At 58.2% G+C, this 16,248-nt stretch carries 15 protein-coding genes; 9 read left to right on the top strand and 6 right to left on the bottom strand.

Annotation, left to right across the window (positions count from 1 at the left end; translation table 11 throughout):
• Positions 1 to 24: 24 nt before the first annotated feature.
• A complete protein-coding gene (locus ACR0FE_RS03340) occupies positions 25 to 2,514 on the top strand; it encodes a PBP1A family penicillin-binding protein (RefSeq protein ID WP_170610366.1) in 2,490 nt (829 codons plus the stop codon).
• Between the two features lie 22 nt (positions 2,515 to 2,536).
• On the opposite strand, the gene ACR0FE_RS03335 is transcribed toward ACR0FE_RS03340, so the two are convergent.
• Positions 2,537 to 2,896, bottom strand: coding sequence for an aminoglycoside phosphotransferase family protein (locus tag ACR0FE_RS03335; RefSeq protein ID WP_480911018.1), 360 nt, complete (start codon positions 2,894 to 2,896; stop codon positions 2,537 to 2,539).
• Between the two features lie 130 nt (positions 2,897 to 3,026).
• Here ACR0FE_RS03335 and prfB point away from each other — a divergent pair, with 130 nt between their 5' ends.
• The 3 genes from prfB to ACR0FE_RS03320 all read left to right on the top strand — a co-directional run bounded on the left by prfB (position 3,027) and on the right by ACR0FE_RS03320 (position 6,548).
• A complete protein-coding gene (prfB, locus tag ACR0FE_RS03330; protein WP_170610394.1) occupies positions 3,027 to 4,154 on the top strand; it encodes a peptide chain release factor 2 in 1,128 nt (375 codons plus the stop codon).
• 186 nt (positions 4,155 to 4,340) lie between these two features.
• Positions 4,341 to 5,741, top strand: coding sequence for an amidase (locus ACR0FE_RS03325; protein ID WP_480911015.1), 1,401 nt, complete (start codon positions 4,341 to 4,343; stop codon positions 5,739 to 5,741).
• 24 nt (positions 5,742 to 5,765) lie between these two features.
• On the top strand, positions 5,766 to 6,548 hold the full coding sequence (locus ACR0FE_RS03320) for a DUF2189 domain-containing protein (protein WP_480911013.1): 783 nt from the start codon (positions 5,766 to 5,768) through the stop codon (positions 6,546 to 6,548).
• 27 nt (positions 6,549 to 6,575) lie between these two features.
• Here ACR0FE_RS03320 and ACR0FE_RS03315 read toward each other — a convergent pair whose 3' ends face one another.
• From ACR0FE_RS03315 to ACR0FE_RS03305, 3 genes are all read right to left on the bottom strand, one after another.
• The gene (locus tag ACR0FE_RS03315) at positions 6,576 to 7,304 is read right to left on the bottom strand and encodes a helix-turn-helix domain-containing protein (RefSeq protein ID WP_480911010.1); all 729 of its coding nucleotides are present in this window, start codon (positions 7,302 to 7,304) and stop codon (positions 6,576 to 6,578) included.
• Positions 7,305 to 7,620: 316 nt separating this feature from the next.
• Complete coding sequence (ilvN, locus tag ACR0FE_RS03310) at positions 7,621 to 8,181, bottom strand: acetolactate synthase small subunit (protein ID WP_480911007.1); 561 nt, start codon at positions 8,179 to 8,181, stop codon at positions 7,621 to 7,623.
• Between the two features lie 67 nt (positions 8,182 to 8,248).
• The gene (locus ACR0FE_RS03305; protein ID WP_170610417.1) at positions 8,249 to 10,000 is read right to left on the bottom strand and encodes an acetolactate synthase 3 large subunit; all 1,752 of its coding nucleotides are present in this window, start codon (positions 9,998 to 10,000) and stop codon (positions 8,249 to 8,251) included.
• Positions 10,001 to 10,070: 70 nt separating this feature from the next.
• Between ACR0FE_RS03305 and ACR0FE_RS03300 the strand changes: the two genes are divergently transcribed.
• The 3 genes from ACR0FE_RS03300 to ACR0FE_RS03290 all read left to right on the top strand — a co-directional run bounded on the left by ACR0FE_RS03300 (position 10,071) and on the right by ACR0FE_RS03290 (position 11,708).
• Positions 10,071 to 10,286, top strand: a complete 216-nt coding sequence (locus tag ACR0FE_RS03300; protein WP_480811723.1) for a hypothetical protein — start codon at positions 10,071 to 10,073, stop codon at positions 10,284 to 10,286.
• A gap of 136 nt (positions 10,287 to 10,422) precedes the next feature.
• Positions 10,423 to 11,268: a HalD/BesD family halogenase gene (locus ACR0FE_RS03295; protein ID WP_170610419.1), complete on the top strand. Its 846-nt coding sequence runs from the start codon at positions 10,423 to 10,425 to the stop codon at positions 11,266 to 11,268.
• Between the two features lie 50 nt (positions 11,269 to 11,318).
• On the top strand, positions 11,319 to 11,708 hold the full coding sequence (locus tag ACR0FE_RS03290; RefSeq protein WP_480911003.1) for a bleomycin resistance protein: 390 nt from the start codon (positions 11,319 to 11,321) through the stop codon (positions 11,706 to 11,708).
• Positions 11,709 to 11,779: 71 nt separating this feature from the next.
• On the opposite strand, the gene ACR0FE_RS03285 is transcribed toward ACR0FE_RS03290, so the two are convergent.
• Both ACR0FE_RS03285 and ACR0FE_RS03280 read right to left on the bottom strand, forming a co-directional pair.
• Entirely contained in the window at positions 11,780 to 12,427 is a 648-nt protein-coding gene (locus ACR0FE_RS03285; RefSeq protein WP_170610423.1) for a response regulator transcription factor, read from the bottom strand.
• Positions 12,424 to 13,857 carry a cache domain-containing protein gene (locus tag ACR0FE_RS03280; RefSeq protein ID WP_170805522.1) on the bottom strand — a complete coding sequence of 478 codons (1,434 nt, stop codon included), beginning with the start codon at positions 13,855 to 13,857 and terminating at the stop codon, positions 12,424 to 12,426. The genes ACR0FE_RS03285 and ACR0FE_RS03280 overlap by 4 nt, the downstream gene beginning before the upstream one ends.
• Positions 13,858 to 14,106: 249 nt before the next feature.
• Between ACR0FE_RS03280 and ACR0FE_RS03275 the strand changes: the two genes are divergently transcribed.
• Positions 14,107 to 15,189 carry a TRAP transporter substrate-binding protein gene (locus ACR0FE_RS03275; protein ID WP_170805523.1) on the top strand — a complete coding sequence of 361 codons (1,083 nt, stop codon included), beginning with the start codon at positions 14,107 to 14,109 and terminating at the stop codon, positions 15,187 to 15,189.
• Between the two features lie 120 nt (positions 15,190 to 15,309).
• Positions 15,310 to 16,236 carry a TRAP transporter small permease subunit gene (locus ACR0FE_RS03270; protein ID WP_480911000.1) on the top strand — a complete coding sequence of 309 codons (927 nt, stop codon included), beginning with the start codon at positions 15,310 to 15,312 and terminating at the stop codon, positions 16,234 to 16,236.
• The last annotated feature ends 12 nt before the right edge of the window (positions 16,237 to 16,248 follow it).

Genomic DNA, 16,248 nt, shown 5'->3' with positions numbered 1-16,248 from the left:
GCACCGCGAGTAAAAGGCAGTACAGTGATCCGGTTCATTCTTTCGTTTTTCGGGGCGATCTTCAGCCTCGTGACTCTGGGTATCTTCATGGCGGCACTGGTCATCGGTGCGGTCTTCTGGATGTATGGGCGCGACCTGCCCAGTCATGAATCACTGGCGCAGTACAAGCCGCCCACGATCAGCAGGATTTATTCCGGTAAAGGGCAGCTGATCGACGAATTCGCCCAGGAGCGCCGCCTGTTCACACCGTCCGAGGAAATCCCGGATCTGGTGAAGCAGGCCTTTATTTCGGCGGAAGACAAGAATTTCTACACCCATCAGGGCTATGACCCGCGCGGGATAATTGCTGCGGGTGTCGAAGCGGTGAAATCCAAAGGTGAAAACGTGCGCGGCGCGTCGACCATCACGCAGCAGGTCATGAAGAACTTTCTGTTGTCCGGCGACCGGCAGGCCGAACGCAAGATCAAGGAAATCATCCTTGCGACCCGGCTTGAAGACACTCTGGACAAGGAACAGATCCTCGAACTTTACATGAACGAGATCTTTTTGGGCCAGAACTCTTACGGTGTGACGGCAGCAGCACAGACGTATTTCAACAAGACGCTGCAGGAACTGGCCCCGCATGAGGCCGCCATGTTGGCTGCCATGCCGAAGGCGCCGTCAAACTACCATCCGGTTTTGCAAAAGGAACGCTTGCTGGCGCGTCGCGACTACGTGCTGCGGGAAATGAACCAGAACGGCTACATTGACCGGGCTACCTATGAGGCCGAGGTCAACATGCCTTTGCGCTCGGTACAGAACGGTGACTTTGAAAGCTTCCGCACGGCATTGCCGCCCCGTGACTATTTCACCGACGAAATCCGCCGCCAGCTAAGCGAAGATTTCGGCGAGGGTGAATTCTTTACCGGCGGCTTCACGGTGCGTGCGTCGGTGGACGAGGAAATGCAGGTCGAAGCTGCCAAGGCCCTGCGCACGGCCCTGCAGAAATACGACCGCTCGCGCGGGAAATGGCGCGGTACGGGTGAGGTGATCCCGGAAGAAAAACTGGCCGAGGAAGCCCAGTGGCGCGAGGCGCTGGCCATCATGGAAATTCCGCGCGATGTCGAATTGCCGACCCAATGGTATCCGGCTGTTGTGATGAATGTGGCCGATCAGTCGCTGACCGTGGGTATCGAAAACGGTCCGGCAGACGGAACCATTCCACGCGAAGACATCAAATGGATGCAGGGCAGTTTCAAGGACAATTTCAAGCGCGGCGATGTCATTCTGGTGATGGCCGGGGAAGAAGGGCAGTGGTCTGCCCGCCAAGTGCCTGAGGTGCAGGGCGGTTTCGTCGCGATGGATGTGAACTCGGGCCGTGTTCTGGCGATGCAGGGCGGGTTCTCGTATCAGGATTCGGTGTTTAACCGTGCCACGCAAGCTCAGCGTCAGCCGGGGTCCAGCTTTAAGCCTTTCGTCTATGCCGCTGCGCTGGACAGTGGTTACAGTCCCGCCACCATCGTTGTGGACGCCCCGATTGAGGTGAACACGCCGCAGGGTCTCTGGCGGCCCAAGAACTCGTCGAACAAATTCTACGGGCCAACACCGCTGCGCACCGGGATCGAACAGTCGCGGAACCTCATGACCATCCGTCTGGCCCAGGAGGTGACGATGCCGGTGGTTGCGGGATATGCCGAACGGTTTGGTGTTTATGACCGAATGGGCGCGTTCCTTGCGAACTCGCTGGGATCGGAAGAAACGACGCTGTACAAAATGGTCGCCGCCTATGCGATGTTCGCGAACGGCGGCGAGCGGGTCGAACCCACTCTGGTCGACCGTATCCAGGACCGGTTCGGAAAGACGATCTACCGGCATGATGACCGCCAGTGTCTGGACTGCAACTCAACCTGGCTGGAACCGGATGAGTCGCCGCAGATCGTGACCGACCGCGAACAGGTTATGGATGCCATCACCGCCTATCAATTGACGTCTATGATGAAAGGCGTGGTTGATCGCGGCACCGCGTCGCGTGTTGTCAACCTGCCGGTGCCGACTGCCGGCAAGACCGGCACCACCAACGAATCCAAGGACGCCTGGTTTATCGGCTTCACCTCGAACATCGTGGCCGGCTGCTATATTGGCTACGACCGACCGCGTCCGATGGGCAGTGGCGCCTATGGCGGTACGATGTGCGGGCCGGTATTCCAAAGTTTCATGGAAAAGGCGGTCGAGAAATATGGCGGCGGTCCGTTCGAAGTTCCGCCAGGCGGGCACTTCATCAAGATTGACCGTTTCAGCGGGGCGCGCTTGCCAGAGGATGCGGTCGGGGAATATGTGGTTGCCGAGTATTTCCGCGACGGTGTCGATGGCTTCATAGACCGGATTTTCGATGGCGGCTTTGCCATGGGATCCGATTTGCCACTGTTCGAAGAAGTCAGCGGATCGGGTCGGCAGGTGACAACTTCCACCGGAAGCACAGTTACGGTCGGACCCAACGCAAGCCAGGGTGATCTGCAGGGGGGCGGACTGTACTAGTCCGCAACTTGTAGGAATAGGTTCAACAGGTCAGTTCGCTGTCATCGGTAATCTGTTCACAAGACCGCCAGCAGATCGATAGCGCACATTTGGCAGCAGCCCATTTGGCAAACCGTTTGGCCGGCACGTCCAGTGCGTCCGAATAGAACGACAGGCAGCGGCTAACTTGCGAAGGCTCGCGTACAAGTTCCGGCATGCCTTTTGGATGTCGCAGAGCGTTTGCCAGTTCGAAAGCGGCATCCCCCAGATATCCCTTGGCATCTATAACCCGAGGACCGGCATCCGATAGTAGCGCGTTGTCGGTATGCAGATCGCCGTGAAGCGGGTCGTGCGTGTGCTGACTGCTTGACAGATCTTGGGCCAGCCCCGTGTCCGCAAGCAACGCGATGCGTGTCAGGTCCCAACTGTCAAAAACTCGCCCGACGCATCCTTCATTCGCACCTCACTTGTCTTGTGGTGGCTCACGCCTCTTGCTATCACGCAGGCCTGATTGAGCAAGTTGGGACAAAACCATGCGCGCCGAAACCCAGAATATTGTGGCGGAAATAGAAAAGTCGCTGGAGCTGCTGGCGAAGCGCATGGATTACGAAACGGCGCCGCACCGGCTTGAGGAATTTAACGCACGCGTCGAAGACCCGAACCTTTGGGACAACCCGGAGAACGCTCAGAAGCTGATGCGCGAGCGCCAGATGCTGGTCGATGCCATCGAAACCTACGAGTCGATCAAGACCGACCTGAGTGACAATGTCGAACTGATCGAACTGGGCGAGATGGAAGAGGACGAAGAAGTCGTCGCCGACGCCGAGGACGCAATCAGGAAACTGAAGGCCAAGGCCGCCAAGAAAGAGCTTGAGGCCCTGCTGGATGGCGAGGCAGACGGCAATGACACGTTCCTTGAGATCAACTCGGGCGCGGGGGGCACCGAAAGTTGTGACTGGGCCTCGATGCTGGCGCGGATGTATGTGCGCTGGGCCGAGAAAAAGGGCTATACGGTCGAATTGCAGTCCGAGACCGCGGGTGAAGAGGCGGGGATCAAGTCTGCCGCCTACAAGATTTCAGGCCACAACGCCTATGGCTGGCTAAAGTCGGAAAGCGGGGTGCACCGGCTTGTGCGCATCTCGCCCTATGACTCGGCGGCCAAGCGGCACACGTCGTTCAGCTCGGTCTGGGTCTATCCGGTGGTAGACGACAATATCGAGATCGAGGTGAACCCGTCGGACATCCGCATCGATACTTACCGCTCTTCGGGTGCCGGTGGTCAGCACGTGAACACCACGGACTCGGCGGTTCGGATCACGCACATCCCCACGGGCATCGTTGTGACATCGTCCGAGAAGTCGCAGCATCAGAACCGTGACATCGCCATGAAGGCGCTGAAATCGCGCCTGTACCAGCAGGAACTGGACCGTCGCAACGCCGATATCAACGCGGCGCACGAAGCCAAGGGCGATGCCGGGTGGGGCAATCAGATCCGGTCTTACGTGTTGCAGCCTTATCAGATGGTCAAGGACCTGCGGACCAATCACGAAACCTCGGATACCAAAGGGGTTCTGGACGGTGATCTGGATGGGTTTATGGCAGCCACGCTGGCCCAGAACGTTGCCGGCAAAAGCCGGTCCGAAGCGCAGGGCGACGGCTGATACCAAGGGGGCTCTGCCCCCGTCGCGGCGGGCCGCGACTCCCCCGGGATATTTTTGGCCAGATGAAGCGGATCCGTCGGGGTGCCTGGGGGTCCCGAAAAGATACATGTAAACAGTGGGTTTAATTGGCAGGTTGCCCCGGCTAGGCTGGTGGCGACCACGTTGTATCTGAGCTGATGAACTCCCATGGATCTGAGCCAAACTTCCGCCGTTGCATTGCTGTCTGCGCTGTCCTCGGGGCAATTGACGGCTGCTGAGTTGATGCGCGAAACCTTGCATCGGATTGCCAGCGTTAATGGAGAGGTCAACGCCATCGTCGCCCTGCGCGATGAGGATGAGTTGATGTCCGAGGCTGAGGCGCTGGATGCCGGTCCCCGGCGCGGCCCGCTGCATGGACTGCCCATGGCGGTCAAGGATCTGGTCAATGTGGCCGGGATTGTGTCGTCTCATGGATCGCCGATTTACCGAAACAACGTGCCCGAGCGGGACGATCTGATCGCAGAAAGATTGCGGGCTGCCGGCGCCATTCTGATCGGCAAAACCAATACACCCGAGTTCGGGCTGGGATCGCATACGTTCAATCCGGTGTATGGCGCCACGCGCAACCCGTACGACCCCGCCCGAACCTGCGGTGGTTCGTCCGGCGGCGCGGCGGTGGCGTTGGCCACGGGTATGGTGGCCTTGGCGGATGGCTCGGACATGATGGGCAGCCTTCGCAACCCGGCGGCTTGGAACAATGTATACGGGTTCCGGCCAAGCTGGGGCCGGGTTCCGAGTGAACCGATCGGAGACGGTTTTCTGCATCAGCTTTCGACATTGGGCCCCATGGCCCGCAGCCCGCAAGATTTGGGTATTTTGCTGGACGTCATGGCAGGTCCGGATGCAGGTCAGCCATTGTCAGTTGATGGCGGCGCTGTATCACCTGTGCAGCCGGTTGATCTCACCGGTTTGCGTGTTGGCTGGCTGGGTGACTGGGGCGGTGCCTTTCCGTTCGAAACCGGGATCGCCGATCTGTGCCGGTCCGCGCTGACCGTGTTTTCGGATTTGGGGGCCGAGGTCGAAGAAACAAAACCGCCTTTTGACGCAAGCCAGATCTGGGACAGCTGGATTACACTGCGATCCTGGAGCGTTGCGGCTGGGCTTTTGGAACTGTCCGAGCATCGGGACGTGCTGAAGGATACCGCACAATGGGAGCTGGATCGGGGACTGGCGCTAAGTGCGATGGACGTGCATCACGCCAGCGTTCTGCGATCCGAGTGGTATCGATGTGCCGCCCGTTTGTTTGAGACGTATGATGCGCTGGCGCTGCCAACGGCTCAAGTGTGGCCTTTTGCCGTCGAAACTGCGTATCCGACCGAAATAGACGGGCAGGCGATGGACACCTATCACCGCTGGATGCAGGTCGTCACACCGGTCAGCCTGATCGGGTTGCCCTGCCTGTCGGTTCCTGTGGGTTTTGGAGAGAACGGTCTGCCAATGGGAATGCAGATTTTCGGGCCGCGCGGCGCTGATGCAAAGCTTTTGTCCATCGGGGCAAGCTATCACGATGCAACCGGCTGGCCCCAAAAACGACCGGCCCTGCAATAGGGTCGCTGGGGAGGAGAGACAGACATGGAAAAACCCTTTGGCGTTCCGACAATGCAGCAGGCCGATACGGCGATGCTGCGGCAGGCTATTCGTCAGGCATGGGCCGATTATCGTCAGGCGCCGGTATTCGGGTTTCTGTTCGCGGGATTCTACGTGTTGGCCGGGTGGGCAATGGCATGGGTCACTTTGAAAACAGGAACCACCTACTGGCTTGTTCTTGCCGCGATCGGTTTCCCGCTGCTTGGGCCATTTGCGGCGGTTGGACTTTACGAAGTATCCCATCGGCTTGAGCAGGGAGAACCGCTGGATTTCGGGTCGATTTTTGGCGTGGTGCTGCAGCAGGGCCGCCGCCAGTTGCCCTCAATCTGTGCGATCATCGTAGTGATGTTTCTGTTCTGGTTCTTTCTGGGGCACATGATTTTCGCTTTGTTCATGGGGCTTTCCACCATGACGAATGTCTCTTCCTCGATTGAGGTGTTTTTGACTGCGAACGGATTGGCGATGCTGGCCATCGGCTCGGTCGTTGGCGCAATATTCGCGACCGTGCTGTATATGGTCACAGTGCTTTCGATTCCGATGCTGCTGGATCGCGAACTGGATTTCGTAACCGCCATGATCGCCAGCTTCGGCTATGTCCGTGACAATTTCCCGGTCATGATTGGGTGGGGCATGTTTATTGCGGTTCTGACCTTTGTGGCGATGTTGCCTTGGTTTCTTGGGTTGTTTCTTGTGTTGCCGTTACTGGGGCACGCCAGTTGGCATCTGTACCGGCTGATCACGCAGGAACAGAATGCTGTTTCCGAGTAAGGCAGGGGGCTTGTTCCAAGTACAGGATCATAGCCAGGCGCGTGCGGCTCTTGCCGCGCCGAAGACTGCGGACCGGTCCGATCCCAGATGCCGCAACATGATCCGCTGTGTCCCGCTGGGGTCCGTGGATGTGTCCGACAATCTGATTGCCACGCCCCGCAGTTGACCGGCCTGATCTCCGGAATGATGAGAGATCAGGAACATCCGGCTGTTTTGCGCGTCACGCTGTGACATCAGGATATAGATCTGACGACCAGCGCAGGCGGCAATGCCCTGAACCTCACGTTCTTTGGGCGGCGCCTCGGGCATGGTGGGACGAGGCTCGTAGCTGCGCACAAGCGTACATTGCGGCAGTCTGCGGGCGTAGAACAACCGATGCCGCAGCGCGGTGTTGCTGTCCAGCGCCGATTCCGTCGCATAGTAGAATCCGGCAGGAAACAGGGTCTCGGGCAAGGCATTCGGGCCAGACCCCAGGAACTCGGTCAGGGCCGAGGCTGCGGGGTGGCGGAAAGGCTGGGCGATCTCGTCCAGTGGTTTCAGCAGGATACGGGCGTCGACTTTGAAAAAGCGGCAAATGCGGTCCAGTACGTCGGGCCTGGGAAAGCTCTCGCCGCTAAGATATCTGTTGTACTGCGTCCGGTTGATACCAAGCTGGCGGCAAAGCTCTGAGACAGAGGGGTACTGGTGAGACAGCAATCTCAGATTTGCGCCGAACATTCTGCGCAATTCAGCAGGGCTGCGGAAGTCATTCGTCATTCTCGTCCCGGAACTCACGTATTCTTTTTGGAACCAAGGACACGTGCGGCTCATAGGGCGCGCTGCGTCTGAAATCGTGACTGAACACCTGACGGACGTGTGGTCACGTCTCGTCGCGTGTAGAGGCTAACGCCCAAAGGAATAAACGCAATAGGCTAAATCGCCATTTGAGTGGTCTTATTTTCGATTTCTGAGGCGTATGGCAGTTGAACCGCAACCACACCGACGTGCGCGTTACAGTCAATTGGGGCGCTAACCAGGGCGGGCTGGCCCGCCCTGGTCGCAATGATCTTGTGTCCGGAGCGGAGTTTTCAGCTCAGTCGCCGCGCAGCAGTGCGGCAACGCCAGTACGGGCGATCTCCAAAAGGCCCAGAGGACGCATCAGATCGGCGAAGGCGTCGATCTTGTCCGGGGCGCCGGTGATCTCGAAGATGAAGGAATTCAGCGTGCTGTCGACCACGTTGGCACGGAAGATGTCCGCCAGACGCAGCGCCTCGACCCGCTTGTCACCTTCGCCCACAACCTTGATGATCGCCAGTTCACGCTCGACCGAGGGACCTTCGACGGTCAGGTCATGCACGTCATGGACGGTAACGATCCGGCCAAGCTGCGCCTTGATCTGCTCGATCACTTGCGGCGTGCCGGTGGTGACGATGGTGATACGGCTAAGATGGCCGGTGTGATCCACCTCGGCCACGGTCAGGCTATCGATGTTGTAACCGCGGCCCGAGAACAGTCCGATCACGCGGGCCAGAACACCCGGTTCGTTTTCGACCAGAACGGCGATCGTATGCTGTTCCTGCACGTCCGAGAAAGTCGGGCGTAGGTTGTAGGCCGAATGGCGATTTGCGCCTTTTTTGATATGTAGGGCAGACATTTATGTCCCTTTCGTCATCACATAGTGCCGGGCACAAGAGGCGCCCGACAAAATTTGTCGATTTTTGTCAGACCAGAACCGAGCCTTTGGAGTCGATGACGCCCTGCGTTTCGGCCTCGCCCAGCAGCATCTCATTGTGCGCCTTGCCCGACGGGATCATGGGGAAGCAGTTCTCGTGCTTTTCAACCAGACAGTCGAAGATCACCGGGCCGTCATAGTTGATCATCTCCATGATCGCATCATCCAGATCGGCCGGGTCAGTGCACAGGATACCCTTGGCTCCGAACGCCTCGGCGAGCTTGACGAAATCGGGCAGCGCTTCGGACCACGAATGGGAATAGCGTTCGCCATGCAGCAATTCCTGCCACTGACGTACCATGCCAAGACGTTCGTTGTTCAGGATGAACTGTTTCACCGGCAGACGATACTGCGCTGCGGTGCCCATTTCCTGCATGTTCATCAACCAGGATGCCTCTCCGGCAACGTTGATGACCAGCGCGTCGGGATGCGCCATCTGTACGCCGATGGAGGCGGGGAAGCCGTAGCCCATCGTGCCCAGGCCACCTGAGGTCATCCAGCGGTTGGGGTCTTCGAACCCAAGATACTGCGCGGCCCACATCTGATGCTGGCCCACTTCGGTTGTGATGTAACGGTCGTGGTCCTTCGTCAGTTCTTCCAGCCGTTGCAGCGCGTATTGCGGCTTGATGGTCTTTTCGCTGTTGGTATAGGCGAGGCAGTTGACCTTGCGCCACTCATCGACCTGAGCCTGCCATTTCTTGACGGCAGCGGCATTGGTTTTGCGCCCGCGGGCTTTCCAGACTTTCAGAATGTCCTCAAGAACATGGGCGACGTCGCCAACAATCGGGATGTCCACACGGATCACCTTGTTGATCGACGAAGGATCAATGTCGATATGGGCTTTTTTCGACTTGGGCGAGAACGCATCGATCCGACCGGTAATCCGGTCGTCGAACCGCGCGCCGATATTGATCATCAGATCGCAATCGTGCATCGCCAGATTGGCTTCATAAAGACCATGCATGCCCAGCATACCCAGCCAGTTCTTACCCGACGCCGGATAGGCACCCAAACCCATCAGGGTCGAGGTGATCGGAAAGCCCGTCGCATCCACCAGTTCGCGCAGCAATTGGCTGGCGGCAGGGCCCGAGTTAATCACGCCGCCGCCGGTATAGAACACGGGCTTTTTCGCGGTTTCCATTGCCGCGACAAGTTCGGTGATCTCTTCCAGATCACCTTTCAGCACCGGTTGGTAATGCGAAGTCGAGGGCTTGGGCGGGCTGTATTCGCCCGAGGCGAACTGCACATCCTTCGGGATGTCGATCAGCACCGGACCGGGGCGGCCCGATTTGGCGACATGAAAGGCCTCGTGCATGGTCGCGGCCAGAGAATCCGTGTCCTTGACCAGCCAGTTGTGCTTGGTGCATGGGCGGGTAATGCCAACGGTGTCGGCCTCCTGAAAGGCGTCCGAGCCGATCATGAATGTGGGAACCTGACCGGTCAGAACGACGATCGGGATCGAGTCCAGCAATGCATCCGTCAGACCCGTTACCGCGTTTGTGGCACCGGGGCCGGACGTTACAAGCGCAACGCCGGGCTTCCCGGTCGAGCGGGCATAGCCTTCGGCTGCATGAACCGCGCCCTGTTCGTGACGTACCAGGATGTGGCGAATGTCGTTTTGCAGAAAGATCTCATCATAGATCGGTAGCACGGCGCCGCCGGGGTATCCGAATACCGTGTCCACGCCCTGATCCTTGAGGGCCTGAACCACCATCTTTGCGCCGGTCATCTCACGTGTCATCTGCTTTGCTCCGTTCGCGACATGTGTCTTGCGTTTGACAAAAAAAAGCCCCCGAGATTTTCGGAGGCGCATGGGTTCGATTATGGTTTACCGTTACCGGCCCATGCGCGTGGTTCCTACGATTACGACTAGCGTTTTCATCGCCAGAGGCTCCTTCTTTGCGTGGGGGGACATTATGAGCGAGGGGAAGGGGCGTCAACAGGCAATTGTGCCAATTTTCTATCTCAGGGCAGGGTTTTTGCGACATTTTGTTGCGCAGATTGCCGCATGCCCGGAATTTCCGTGAAATCGGGCCGGTTGGGGTCAATCCTTGCCATGTCAGCAGTGGTCTAATTGCGTCAGCCCCATGTCTGAAATTGACATGAGAGGTGCAATTGTCTGGGTCACGCTGAACCCAGGTCAACAGTTTCAGGAGGCGAACCATGCTACAGGATTTGGTGGATCTGGGACGGTATCCGATCGACCGGCCGGACTCGCGCGCCTATGATCAGATGATCGCCGATCTGCGGCGGGATCTGGACAGGGACGGATGCGCGGTTTTGCCCGGGTTTGTGCATCAGGCGGGGCTGGACCTGCTGGTGCGCGAAGCCGATGCGGTCGCCCCCCAGGCACATCGCTCGTTCAACCGGACAAACGCCTATTTCACCAAGGACGATCCCCGGTTCGGGATCGGCCATCCGATACGACGTTTCTATGACCGATCAAACGCGTTTGTTCCGGCGGACAATTTCCCGGATTCCGGCCCCTTGCGCCGGATTTACGAATATGAAGGCTTCATGCCGTTCGTGCGGGATGCGCTTGACGAGTCCGAGGACCGGTTCTTCCGTTACGACGATCCCCTGGCGGACGTGATAATCAACGTGGTCGAGGAGGGGCAGGGCTTTCCGTGGCACTTTGATACCAACAATTTCACCGTTACGCTTGCCATCCAAAACGGCGAAACCGGCGGAACATTTGAATATGTGCCCAATTTGCGCACGGCAGAAGACGAGAATTTCAGCCAGGTGGCCTCGATACTGGATGGCAACCGGGCGCAGGTACGTGAACTGGAACTTCAGCCTGGGGATCTGCAGATATTCAAGGGGCGGTATGCGCTGCATCGGGTTGCTCCGGTCAAGGGACCGCGCAATCGCTACGTCGGGATATTCTCGTTTGTCGAGACGGCAGGGATGTGCGGCGGTGTCGAGCGGACTCGGCAACTTTACGGTCGCGTATTGCCGCATCATTATGAACGCGAAGGGAATCGGCGAGATCAGTTGCTGGATTGACCCCATATCGGGATTTGGGAACCCGTGATCAATCGGCCGAAAGGAGCCTCATGCCGCGAATTTTGCAACTGACACCATTCGTTTTGTGTTCTTCCTTAGATGCCCAGATCCGCTTCTACACCGAACGACTTGGGTTTACCTGCAATTTCAGGCAGGACAATTATGCATTCCTGAGGCACGGAGCCGTCGCGATCCGCCTTTTGCAATGCCCGCAACGCGATGATGGCCGCCCTTTGGTCGATGATCAGTCCTTTTACATCGATGTCGAGGGCATCGACGATCTGTTCGAAAGCCTGCGTGCGGGATTGGCCGACCTACCAGCGGGCCGCGTGCGCCCACCGTTTGACCAGCCCTATGAGCAGCGCGAATTCCACGTGATAGATGAAGACGGGACACTGGTTTTCTTTGGTGAGGACATCAGAGAGAGACCGCAGGGATAAACCCTCCCGCCCATCGTCAATACGCCTTTGGCGCATCTCCTCTGGTTGGGGCGGGCAGCGCTGCGCGCGTATCAAAAGCCGGGGCTTGTCCCCTGCAACATGCCATGTTCCAGCGCATAACGGGTCAGACCGGCAGTCGATGAGATGCCGAGTTTGCGCTTGATGTTCTTGCGGTGCGTTTCGACGGTGCGCACGGAAATATCCAGCGCATGCGCGACGTCCTTGTTCGATTTACCTTGCGCAAGTTCCAGCAGGATCGTCTGTTCCCGCCCGGTCAGCGCTTCGCGTGCGTTGTCGCCTTTTGGTTTCAGCGACCCGCTGGCCCCGGTGCACAGATATTGTTCGCCCTTCATCACCGCGTCGATGGCATGTTTTATCTCATCGGTCGGGACGTCTTTTAGGATGTATCCTTTCGCGCCATGACTCAGGGCGGTCGAAATGTACTCGGGGCTGTCATGCATGGACAGGATCAGGATACGAATGTCGGGCAGGCGTTCCAGAATGATTTCTGTGGCGCTGAGCCCGCCCATGCCCGGCATGTTGAGATCCATCAGAACAACGTCCGGGTTCAACCGCGCCGCCTGATCCACTGCGTCCTGCCCGCTGCCGAGGGTTCCGACGACTTCGATCCCGTCATAGCTTTCGAGGATGGACTGGATGCCTTCGGCGACCATGGGATGGTCATCAACGATAAGGACTCGGATTGTTTGCTCGGTCATGTCCCGGCCTTTCGGTTCGGTGTCGCGTCGTCCTGAGGGGACAAGAGGTGGCTGAGGGGCAGGTCGACGTCGATTACTGTTCCGCTTTGCGCGCCGCGTGATGACAGAATGCGCAGCGATCCGTCAAGCTGTTCGATACGCTCCTGCATATTACGCAATCCAATCCCGGCGCTGGACTGGTCCGGCCCGGTGCGCAGGCCGCAGCCATTGTCGGTGATGCGCATGGTCGCACCCTTCTTGTGCCCGCGCAGGTCGATTGTAACACGGGTCGCCCCGGAGTGACGTTCGATGTTGGTCAGTGCCTCCTGTGCGATACGGTAGAGCGCGATCTTGCTGTCCTGATCCAGTCGATTTCGGAAAACGACTGTGGTGAATTCGGTTTCAATCCCGGTGCGCTCGGCAAAATCGTCGGTCAGCGCCTTGAGGGCAGGGCCAAGGCCCAGATCGTCCAGTACTCCGGGACGCAGGTCCCGGCTGATGCGGCGGACTTCGGTGATGGCAGAGCCCAGGTTGTCGATCCCCTTGTCGAGCGGGTCCCGGGCACCGTCATCATCACCGCGAAGCAGACGTCGGCGCGCATTGTCCAGCGCGTATCGAACACCGACCAGAATCTGGCTGATCCCGTCATGCAACTCGCGCGCCACGCGGCCCCGTTCTTCCTCTTGCGCGTCAAACACGCGTTGGGTCAGCTCTTTCAGCTTGGCGTCCGCCAGCCGCCGCTCGCGGAAATTTAGCAACATGCCCGATGCGAACACGATCAGTACCGCCGCCAGAACAATGCCGCCGATATACATGAATGTTCGTCGCACCCTCGCTTCGACCTCGGCCCTTGCGTTGGCGACCGTGGCGACGATGTCATCGATAAAAACGCCGGTGCCGACAACCCAGCGCCAGTCCTGCAATCCGACCACATAGGCTATCATTTGCGCTTCTTCCCCGGTCGAGGGCTTTTGCCACATGAAACTGTGCCAGCCTGCGCCCTGGCGGGCCATGCGGATGAACTCATCCACGACAGGGGTGCCGTCACTGTCGGTCAGGCCGACCCAGTTGCGGTTGATGAACTCGGTCTGGCGCGGACTGACCAGGTTGTTGCCGTCATAGTCATAAACAAAGAAGAACCCGTCCTTGCCATAGATCATCGCTGCCAGGATTTGCGTCACAAGACTTTTAGCCGTGTCATCATCAGGCTCGGCGCGACCATAGATGTAGGCAAATCCGTTGCGGGCCTGTGTGACGTAGTTGCGCAGTTCTTCCTTTTTGGCCTCGATCAGGCGCCGCTCAAGCGCCTGTATCTCGCTTTCGGCAGTTGCGCGCGATTCATAAGCGACGACCAAAGCAATCGCGGCCACTGCCAAAACCAGAGGAATTGCCGCAACAAGCGACAGCTTTTGCGCATAGGTGAGTGAGACCAGATGTCGAAGCCCTGCCATGTTCGAATCGATACGCAAGCCCGGCCGGAAAAGCAAAAGGATTGCGGGGACGGAAAATCAGATTTGGCGGAAATTCAGCGGAACGGGCCTGATAAGCACGGTATTTGCATCTGGCGAGATGAAAAAAACTGATCGTCTACGTAGTACTTGGTATTCACATTCCCGCGACGACATTTAGGCTGACGCGCACCGAAAACGACTGACCCGGCTGTCGCCGGGTTTTTGAATATGTAGGGGAGGAACACTCATATGGATCGTCGTTCATTTCTGAAAACATCTGCACTGGGCGGCTCGGCAGCTGCAGCCACCACGCTGGCGGCACCGGCTTACGCGCAGGGCAAGCGCACGCTGACCATGGTGACTTCGTGGGGTCGTGGTCTGGCTGGTGTTTTCGACAGCGCCCAGCGTTGCGCCGACAGCATCACGGCAATGTCTGATGGCAATCTGACCGTTGACATCAAAGCTGCAGGCGAACTGGTTGGCGCGTTCGAGGTGTTTGACGCGGTATCGTCCGGTCAGGCCGACATGTACCACGCCGCTGACTACTATTTCGTTGGTCAGCACCCGGGCTATGCCTTCTTCACCGCTGTTCCGTTCGGCATGACCGCGCAGGAAATGGTGAACTGGTACTACCAGGATGGCGGCATGGAGCTGCATGACGAACTGGGTCAGATCTTTGGTCTGAAGTCGTTCCTGGCCGGTAACACCGGTGCACAGGCGGGCGGCTGGTTCTCGAAAGAGATCAACAGCCCCGAAGATTTCAACGGTCTGAAGTTCCGCATGCCGGGTCTGGGCGGTAAAGCACTGGGTAAACTGGGCGCTTCGGTTCAGAACATTCCGGGTTCGGAAGTGTATCAGGCGCTGTCCTCGGGCGCGATTGACGGAACCGAGTGGATCGGTCCGTGGGCCGACGAAAAGGCCGGTTTCCAGGAAATCACCAAGGTTTACTACACCGCCGGCTTCCATGAACCGAATGCGGGCCTGTCGCTGGCAACCAACCGCGACGTGTTCGAAAGCCTGACACCCGCCCAGCAGAAGATCATCGAGATCGCTGCAGGCGAATGTCACCAGTGGAACCTGTCGCAGTTCCTGGCCAACAACGGTGCAGCACTGCAGCGTCTGCAGTCGGGTGGCGTCAAGGTCATGGAATTCCCTGACAGCGTCTGGGATGCATTTGGCCAAGCCAGCCAGGAAGTGCTGGACGAGAACATGGGCGACGAGCTGTTCAAGAAGATCCACGACAGCGCGGTTGCTTCGTCGACCGCGTCTTCGGCATGGCTCAACCTGTCGTCGGGCGTCTACACCTCGCAGCGCGACCGCGTCCGCGGCTAACATCCGGCTCACACTCACATGGTTCCCCCGCACACGCGGGGGAACCTTTCCTGTTGCACATGCACGGTGATTTCAAACCGGCTATAATAACAAGTGCAACTGACGCGACCTGGGGACAACATGCAGGACGAAAACGGTATCTCGTTCTTCGGCGCCCTGTGGAATGGACTGGTGTGGTTCATTCAGAACATTGCCGAAGCCTTCTATAATTTCGGATACGCCATCACGCATCCGCAGCTCTGGCTGAACTGGTCGGACAAAGAGGCGATCATGCGCTTTGTCTACTACGGCGGGTCGGTCGAGTTCTTCTTTGTGGTTTTCACCATCTTTCTAGTTCTGACGGCCGTTGGGCTGTATTTCAGGAACTTTATGTGGGGGATGGTGCGCGGTCTCGAAGGGTTCGCCAACACCACTGGCCGGTTCTTTGCCTGGGCCGGTCTGCTGATGGTCATCCAGCAGATCGTCATCGTTTTCATGCAGCGCGTGTTCGCGCGTCCGGACATGGCATTTGGTTTCGGTATTCCGATCCAGATGGACATCAGTTGGTATGCTGAAGAGCTTAAACTTTACAACGCCATGGTCGTATGCCTGTGCTGCACCTACACATTTGTGCAGGGCGGTCACGTACGCGTCGACCTGATTTATGCCGGGATCAGTTACCGGGCCAAGCGTGTGGTCGACATGTTGGGGTCGGTCCTGTTCATGATGCCAGTGGCGGTACTGACCTGGATGTACGGCTGGTATTTCATGTGGCGGCACCTGATCGTGCCGAAACCGTCGGCCAGTGACACGCTGGACAGGCTGGTCATGAAATCCCGCGCGATGCGCTGGAACGTCGAAACCATCGGTTTCAGCCCCAATGGTTTCAACGGCTACTTCCTGTTCAAAATTCTGCTGATTGCCTTTGCTGCAATGGTGTTTCTGCACGCGATTGCATTCCTGTACCGATCTTACCTGGAATTTGTGGAAGGGCCGGAAAGCGAAGGAAAATACCTCGACAAGGACAGCCTTGGTGAGGGTGAAGAAGCCTACGAAGGCGCACATTAAGGACGGAGACCA

It is taken from the genome of Ruegeria sp. K7 (assembly GCF_056531785.1).
Note: the sequence above shows the minus strand (reverse complement) of the source record. Positions and strands in the feature narration are given on the sequence as shown.

Excerpts from the sequence above, each read along its gene's own strand:
- ACR0FE_RS03300 (WP_480811723.1), top strand. The coding sequence starts at position 10,071 with ATGGGTTCGATTATGGTTTACCGTTACCGGCCCATGCGCGTGGTTCCT.
- ACR0FE_RS03270 (WP_480911000.1), top strand. The coding sequence starts at position 15,310 with ATGCAGGACGAAAACGGTATCTCGTTCTTCGGCGCCCTGTGGAATGGA.
- ACR0FE_RS03285 (WP_170610423.1), bottom strand. The coding sequence starts at position 12,427 with ATGACCGAGCAAACAATCCGAGTCCTTATCGTTGATGACCATCCCATG.
- ACR0FE_RS03295 (WP_170610419.1), top strand. The coding sequence starts at position 10,423 with ATGCTACAGGATTTGGTGGATCTGGGACGGTATCCGATCGACCGGCCG.
- ACR0FE_RS03275 (WP_170805523.1), top strand. The coding sequence starts at position 14,107 with ATGGATCGTCGTTCATTTCTGAAAACATCTGCACTGGGCGGCTCGGCA.
- ACR0FE_RS03315 (WP_480911010.1), bottom strand. The coding sequence starts at position 7,304 with ATGACGAATGACTTCCGCAGCCCTGCTGAATTGCGCAGAATGTTCGGC.
- prfB (WP_170610394.1), top strand. The coding sequence starts at position 3,027 with ATGCGCGCCGAAACCCAGAATATTGTGGCGGAAATAGAAAAGTCGCTG.
- ACR0FE_RS03290 (WP_480911003.1), top strand. The coding sequence starts at position 11,319 with ATGCCGCGAATTTTGCAACTGACACCATTCGTTTTGTGTTCTTCCTTA.
- ACR0FE_RS03325 (WP_480911015.1), top strand. The coding sequence starts at position 4,341 with ATGGATCTGAGCCAAACTTCCGCCGTTGCATTGCTGTCTGCGCTGTCC.
- ACR0FE_RS03320 (WP_480911013.1), top strand. The coding sequence starts at position 5,766 with ATGGAAAAACCCTTTGGCGTTCCGACAATGCAGCAGGCCGATACGGCG.
- ilvN (WP_480911007.1), bottom strand. The coding sequence starts at position 8,181 with ATGTCTGCCCTACATATCAAAAAAGGCGCAAATCGCCATTCGGCCTAC.
- ACR0FE_RS03305 (WP_170610417.1), bottom strand. The coding sequence starts at position 10,000 with ATGACACGTGAGATGACCGGCGCAAAGATGGTGGTTCAGGCCCTCAAG.
- ACR0FE_RS03280 (WP_170805522.1), bottom strand. The coding sequence starts at position 13,857 with ATGGCAGGGCTTCGACATCTGGTCTCACTCACCTATGCGCAAAAGCTG.